Raw genomic sequence first — 5,771 nt, 5'->3', positions numbered from 1 at the left:
CGCTCCCGCCGCCACACGCGGCCAGCGCGAGGACCGCCGCACTGAGGCCGACTGCCATGACGGTACGCAGACCGCCTCGCCGGTGGAATGTTTTCATCGTCTCGATGCAGGCATACGAACGCACCTCCGGACCCGAAGCTATGGGGCGGCGACGGCCGGGCGGGTACGAAGTCGGCATTCCCGCCCCGCCGGCCGGCCGACCGCGTACCCTGCCCCGTCCGGCCGCCGGACGGCCCGGTGACGTGCCGGTGGTCGCACGCGGCGTGCCACGCCCGGTGTCGGGGATAGATTGGCCGGGTGCGTATCGCTCGTTTTGCTCATGCCAAGGGAATGTCGTTCGGGGTCGTCGAGGGCGAGCCGGAGGCCGGGCCGCAGGGCCTGACCATCGCCGAGATCGAGGGCCACCCGTTCGGCCAGGTCAAGTTCTCCGGCGCCCGGTGGGCGCTCTCCGACGTCCGACTGCTCTCGCCGATCCTGCCCAGCAAGGTGGTCTGTGTGGGTCGCAACTACGCCGAGCACGCCGCCGAGCACGGCAGCGACGTGCCCAAGGAGCCGCTGCTCTTTTTGAAGCCGTCCACCTCGGTGATCGGGCCGCGCGACGCGATCCGGCTGCCGATCTTCTCCAAGCAGGTCGAGCACGAGGCGGAGCTGGCCGTGGTGATCGGCGCCCCCGGCGCGCGCCGGGCCGACCGGGCCGCCGCCGAGCGGGCGATCTTCGGCTACACCTGCGCCAACGACGTCACCGCCCGGGACCTCCAGCGCTCCGACGGGCAGTGGACGCGGGCCAAGGGCTTCGACTCGTTCTGCCCGATCGGTCCGTGGATCACCACCGGGCTGGACGTCTCCGACCTGGAGATCCGGTGTGAGGTGGGCCGCAACCCCGACGAGATGGAGGTACGCCAGCTCGGCCGGACCAAGGACATGGTGTTCGACGTGCCGGCCCTGGTGTCGTACATCTCGCACGTGATGACGCTGCTTCCCGGCGACGTGGTGCTGACCGGCACCCCGGCGGGGGTTAGCCCGCTCACCGAGGGGGATACGGTCACCGTGCGGATCGACGGGATCGGCGAGCTCACCAACCCGGTGGTGCCGGTCGCCTGATCCGTCCGACGCCTCGTTTTCGCAGGTCGCAGGCGGTTCCGGGGGGTTGGATTTGGCCTGTCGGCACCGGGAGGGTAAAGTTCACTCCCGGCGCCGCAAGGGGCCAATGGGGTATGGGGTAATTGGCAGCCCGACTGATTCTGGTTCAGTTAGTCTAGGTTCGAGTCCTGGTACCCCAGCGCAGCCGTGGGTTCGCGAGAATCCCGGTCGCTGGATTCTGGCGGAGTTGTGCTCCGTCCCTTTTCGCGAGGGGCGGTCGGCGAGCTCTGGTAGAGTGCAGCTTCCTCACCACCAGAGTGGGGAAGCAGGAAGTTCTGGCCCCGTCGTCTAGCGGCCCAGGACGCCGCCCTCTCAAGGCGGTAGCGCCGGTTCGAATCCGGTCGGGGCTACAGCGCTGACAGCCGTCCCACCCAGTGGGGCGGGCTTCTTCGTGTCCGGAACCGGCTGCCGGGCAAGCCAAGGCTGGCGCGTCCGGTCGTTTCGTGGCCGGCGGCGCGACCCCGTCTTCGGCGCCGGGAGCCGGTGCCGCTAGACTACTGCCGCACCGCTCGGCAGGGCGGTGAAGCAGGAAAAGTGCCTGGCCCCGTCGTCTAGCGGCCCAGGACGCCGCCCTCTCAAGGCGGTAGCGCCGGTTCGAATCCGGTCGGGGCTACCACTCGAACGGCCCGTCTCGCGAGGCGGGCGTTCGCCGTCTGGGCAGACTCAGAGGCCGGAGAGGCGTTGGCCGGCTCTGACCACGGCCATGGCGTGGCGTTCGCCGGGGCGGCGGCCGAGGCGCTCGATGGGGCCGGAGATGCTGATCGCGGCGATGACCCGGCCGGTGCGGTCGCGGATCGGGGCCGAGACGCTCGCCACACCCGCCTCGCGCTCGGCGACGCTCTGTGCCCAGCCGCGGCGGCGTACCTCGGCCAGGGTGCGGCCGGTGAACTTCGACCGGGGCAGCAGCGGCATCACCGCCTCCGGCGGCTCCCAGGCGAGCAGGATCTGCGCCGCCGAGCCCGCCGTCATCGGCAGCACCGAGCCCACCGGCACGGTGTCCCGCAGGCCGCTGGCCCGCTCGGCGGCGGCCACGCAGATCCGCTCGTCGGCCCGGCGCAGGTAGAGCTGCGCGCTCTCACCGGTGGCGTCGCGCAGCGCGGCGAGCAGCGGCTCCGCCGCGGTCAGCAGCACGTCCGGCGCGGCGTTGGCCAGCTCGCCGAGCCGGGGACCCGGGCGCCAGCGCCCCTGGGTGTCCCGGACCAGCATCCGGTGGATCTCCAGCGCCTGTGCCAGCCGGTGCGCGGTGGCCCGGGGCAGCTTGGTGCGTTCAACGAGTTCGGCCAGGCTGGCGCCGTCGACACAGGCGGCCAGGATGACCACCGCCTTGTCGAGAACGCCGACACCGCTCATACTGTGTCCCACAAGCCGAAACTTACCTCCCAGAATTTAGGATGTCCAGATGGTGGGAGTCACTCAACCGAGGACCCTGGCCGAGAAGGTCTGGGACGCGCACGTGGTGCGATCCGTCGAGGGCGAGCCGGACCTGCTTTTCATCGACCTGCACCTGCTGCACGAGGTCACCAGTCCGCAGGCCTTCGACGGGCTGCGCCTGGCCGGCCGCCGGGTCCGCCGTACCGACCTGACGATCGCGACCGAGGACCACAACACCCCGACCGGGTACGCCGACCCGGCGTTCCGCTCCCGGCGCGGCGACCTGCTCACCATCGCGGACCCCACCTCCCGCACCCAGATCGAGACGCTGCGCCGCAACTGCGCCGAGTTCGGCGTACGGTTGCACCCGCTGGGCGACGAGAACCAGGGCATCGTGCACGTCATCGGCCCGCAGCTCGGCCTCACCCAGCCCGGCATGACGATCGTCTGTGGCGACTCGCACACCGCCACCCACGGCGCGTTCGGCGCGCTCGCCTTCGGCATCGGCACCAGTGAGGTGGAGCACGTGCTGGCCACCCAGACGCTGCCGCAGGCCCGGCCGAAGACCATGGCGGTCACCGTCACCGGCGAACTCGGCCCGGGCGTCACCGCCAAGGACCTGGTGCTCGCGCTGATCGCCCAGGTCGGCACCGGCGGCGGGCGCGGCCACATCGTCGAGTACCGGGGCGAGGCGATCCGGAACCTCTCCATGGAGGGGCGGATGACGATCGCCAACATGTCCATCGAGTGGGGCGCCAAGGCCGGCATGATCGCGCCGGACGAGACCACCTTCGCGTACCTGAAAGGGCGGCCCAACGCGCCGCAGGGCGCGGACTGGGACGCGGCGGTCGACCACTGGCGGACGCTGCCCACCGACGAGGGGGCGACCTTCGACGCCGAGGTGACCCTGGACGCCAGCCGGATCACCCCGTTCGTCACCTGGGGCACCAACCCCGGCCAGGGCGCACCGCTCGGCTCGGCGGTGCCGGACCCGGAGGAGTTCGTATCCGAGTCCGAGCAGGCCGCGGCCCGCCGGGCGCTGGAGTACATGGACCTCAAGCCGGGCACCCGGCTGCGTGACCTGGCGGTGGACGTGGTCTTCGTGGGCTCCTGCACCAACGGCCGGCTGGAGGACCTGCGCGCCGCCGCCGACGTGCTGCGCGGGCACCGGGTCGCCGACAGCGTACGGATGCTGGTGGTTCCCGGCTCGGCCGCGGTGCGGGAGGCGGCCGAGGCGGAGGGGCTGGACAAGGTCTTCACCGACGCCGGCGCCGAGTGGAGGTTCGCCGGCTGCTCCATGTGCCTCGGGATGAACCCGGACACCCTGTCGCCGGGCCAGCGCTCGGCCTCCACCTCCAACCGCAACTTCGAGGGCCGCCAGGGCCGGGGCGGGCGTACCCACCTGGTGTCCCCGCCGGTCGCCGCCGCCACCGCCGTGGCCGGCCGGCTGGCCGCCCCCGCCGACCTGTAGAAGGGCAGCTGCTCGCGATGGACAAGTTCACCACCCACACCGGCACCGCCGTGCCGCTGCGCCGTTCCAACGTGGACACCGACCAGATCATCCCCGCCGTGTACCTCAAGCGGGTGACCCGGACCGGTTTCGCGGACGGGCTCTTCAGCGCCTGGCGGGAGGATCCGGCATTCGTTCTCAACGATCCCGCCCATTCCGGCGCGTCGATTCTCATCGCCGGCCCGGAGTTCGGTACCGGCTCCTCCCGGGAGCACGCCGTCTGGGCCTTGCGGGACTGGGGCTTCCGCGCCGTGATCTCTCCCCGCTTCGGTGACATCTTCCGCGGCAACGCGCTCAAGGAAGGTCTCCTTCCGGTGGAGCTGGAATTGAAAGCCGTCGAGGAGCTGTGGCGTCTGGTGGAATCCGACCCGACCACCCCGGTGACCGTCGACCTCACCGCCCGCCAGGTCCGGGCCGGGGACGCCACCTGGGCGTTCCCGCTGGACGACCACAGCCGCTGGCGGCTGATGGAGGGCTTGGATGACATTGGACTCACCCTCCGGCATGCCACCGAGATCAGTGCCTTCGAGGCGTCCCGGCCGTCGTTCCTGCCGTCGGTCGCATAGCCGTACGCCCGATCGCACAGCGGTTTTCGCCCCCACCGGCCCGGCCGGTGGGGGCGAATCCGTTACGACACAAGGGCTTTTTTCCACCGAATGTTTGTGTCCCGGCAGCACAGGGCATACGGTGCGCGCAGAATGGCTCGCGTCGAGTCAGTAGCACAATCGGGAGGAAGTCGTGAACAAGGCCGAGCTCATCGAGGCGCTCGCCGTTCGCCTGGGGGACCGGAAGATGGCGACGGCCGCGCTCGACGCGGTCCTCACTGAGGTCCAGGCGGCGGTCACCAAGGGCGAGAAGGTGGCGATCACCGGATTCGGAGCATTCGAAAAGCGCATCCGGGGCGCCCGAACAGCGCGCAACCCGCGGACCGGCGAGGCGGTGAAGGTCAAGAAGACCTCTGTCCCGACCTTCCGCCCGGGCGCCGGTTTCAAGGAGATGGTGGCCAGCGGCAAGGTGCCGAAGGCCACGGCCGCCGCCAAGAAGACCGCCGCGGCCGCCGCGAAGACCACCGGCGCGAAGGCGGCCGGGGCCAAGGCGGCCGGGGCCAAGGCTGCCGCGGCCAAGAAGACCACCGCGGCCGGCGCCGCCAAGAAGACCACCGCGGCGAAGGCCGCCAAGACCACCGCGGCGACCAAGAAGGCCGCCCCGGCGAAGAAGACCGCCGCGGCGACCAGGGCCACGGCGGCGAAGAAGACCGCGCCGGCGAAGAAGACCACCGCGGCCAAGAAGACCGCGCCGGCGAAGAAGACCGCCGCCGCCAAGACCACGGCGGCCAAGAAGGCGCCGGTGAAGAGGGCGCCGGCCAAGAAGGCGAGCCCCCGGCGCTGACCGGCTCGACGAAAAGGGTGCCCACCGTCGTGGTGGGCGCCCTTTTCGCGTACGACCACAGCGTCGCCGCCGTTGACCGGCGACCCGGGCCGCGCGGACAATCGCCGTGCCGAACACCCCGTCGGTCACGAAGAGAGGCGCCGGTGCGCCACCGCCACCTCACCACCGCCATGCTCGCCCTCGGCGTGATGCTCCTGCTGGACGTGCTGCGGGTCTGGCTGCCGTCGATCATCACCATCTTCGGGCAGGCCGCCGCCACCCCCGCCGAACTGCTCGGGGCCTTCGCCGTCTCCTGGTTCCTCCTCGCCCTCGCCGCGCCCGCCCTGGTACGCCGGCTCGGCGCCCGCCCGGTCGGCCTCGT

General features: G+C 71.4%; 5 protein-coding genes, 3 tRNA genes and 1 pseudogene. 8 read left to right on the top strand and 1 reads right to left on the bottom strand.

Annotated elements, in window-relative coordinates; all coding sequences use genetic code 11:
* The first annotated feature begins 297 nt into the window (after positions 1 to 297).
* From JNW87_RS33675 to JNW87_RS33660, 4 genes are all read left to right on the top strand, one after another.
* The gene (locus tag JNW87_RS33675; RefSeq protein WP_238455072.1) at positions 298 to 1,101 is read left to right on the top strand and encodes a fumarylacetoacetate hydrolase family protein; all 804 of its coding nucleotides are present in this window, start codon (positions 298 to 300) and stop codon (positions 1,099 to 1,101) included.
* Positions 1,102 to 1,208: 107 nt separating this feature from the next.
* Positions 1,209 to 1,280 (top strand) — tRNA-Gln (locus JNW87_RS33670).
* Positions 1,281 to 1,417: 137 nt separating this feature from the next.
* Positions 1,418 to 1,490, top strand: a tRNA-Glu gene (locus JNW87_RS33665).
* A 190-nt stretch (positions 1,491 to 1,680) separates the two neighbouring features.
* Positions 1,681 to 1,756 (top strand) — tRNA-Glu (locus tag JNW87_RS33660).
* Positions 1,757 to 1,803: 47 nt separating this feature from the next.
* Here the strand turns inward: JNW87_RS33660 and JNW87_RS33655 are convergent.
* Positions 1,804 to 2,490, bottom strand: a complete 687-nt coding sequence (locus JNW87_RS33655) for an IclR family transcriptional regulator (RefSeq protein ID WP_013284529.1) — start codon at positions 2,488 to 2,490, stop codon at positions 1,804 to 1,806.
* Between the two features lie 49 nt (positions 2,491 to 2,539).
* Here JNW87_RS33655 and leuC point away from each other — a divergent pair, with 49 nt between their 5' ends.
* The 4 genes and pseudogenes from leuC to JNW87_RS33635 all read left to right on the top strand — a co-directional run.
* On the top strand, positions 2,540 to 3,982 hold the full coding sequence (gene leuC, locus JNW87_RS33650) for a 3-isopropylmalate dehydratase large subunit (protein ID WP_238455071.1): 1,443 nt from the start codon (positions 2,540 to 2,542) through the stop codon (positions 3,980 to 3,982).
* A 17-nt stretch (positions 3,983 to 3,999) separates the two neighbouring features.
* Positions 4,000 to 4,587, top strand: coding sequence for a 3-isopropylmalate dehydratase small subunit (gene leuD, locus JNW87_RS33645; RefSeq protein WP_109804398.1), 588 nt, complete (start codon positions 4,000 to 4,002; stop codon positions 4,585 to 4,587).
* 172 nt (positions 4,588 to 4,759) lie between these two features.
* Complete coding sequence (locus tag JNW87_RS33640; protein ID WP_238455070.1) at positions 4,760 to 5,410, top strand: HU family DNA-binding protein; 651 nt, start codon at positions 4,760 to 4,762, stop codon at positions 5,408 to 5,410.
* A 143-nt stretch (positions 5,411 to 5,553) separates the two neighbouring features.
* A pseudogene (locus JNW87_RS33635) lies at positions 5,554 to 5,771 on the top strand (endonuclease); the annotation flags it as partial.

This window comes from Micromonospora sp. ATA51, assembly GCF_016802855.1.
Lineage (GTDB): Bacteria > Actinomycetota > Actinomycetes > Mycobacteriales > Micromonosporaceae > Micromonospora > Micromonospora sicca.
The sequence above is the reverse complement of the archived record's forward strand: the minus strand, read 5'-3'. Positions and strand labels throughout refer to the sequence as shown.